The organism is Saccharothrix sp. ST-888, from assembly GCF_000955975.1.
Taxonomy (GTDB): domain Bacteria; phylum Actinomycetota; class Actinomycetes; order Streptomycetales; family Streptomycetaceae; genus Kitasatospora.
On the sequence record NZ_JYJF01000345.1, the window covers coordinates 1 to 534 of the forward strand.

Sequence of the window (534 nt, forward strand, 5' to 3'; positions counted from 1 at the left end):
CAGTACGACGAGGCGGTCAAGGCCGCCGGCGCCTACCAGGACATCTTCGGCAAGGAGAACTACTTCCTGGAGCTGATGGACCACGGCATCGACATCGAGCGCGACGTCCGCCAGGACCTGCTGCGACTGGCCAAGCAGCTGAACATCCCGCTGTTGGCCACCAACGACTCGCACTACGTCACCGAGGACCAGGCGGATGCGCATGACAGCTTGCTCTGTGTCGGCATGGGCAAGAACAAGGACGAAGTCAACCGTCTGAGGTTCAACGGGTCTGGCTACTACATCAAGACCGCCGAGGAGATGCGCCGCCTCTTTCGTGAACTGCCGGATGCGTGCGACAACACGCTCGCCATCGCTGAGCGGGTCCAGCCATACGACGAGGTGTTCACCTACGTCGACCGGATGCCGCAGTTCGACGTACCCGAGGGCGAGACCCAAGCGTCGTACCTGCGCCAGAAGATCAAAGCCGGTCTCCAACTCCGCTACGGCGACAACCCGAGCCAGGAAGTACTGGACCGCATCGAGCTGGAGATG

At 62.0% G+C, this 534-nt stretch carries 1 pseudogene; it reads left to right on the forward strand.

The features are described from left to right. Nucleotides 1–534: pseudogene (locus tag UK12_RS41905) on the forward strand (DNA polymerase III subunit alpha); the annotation flags it as partial.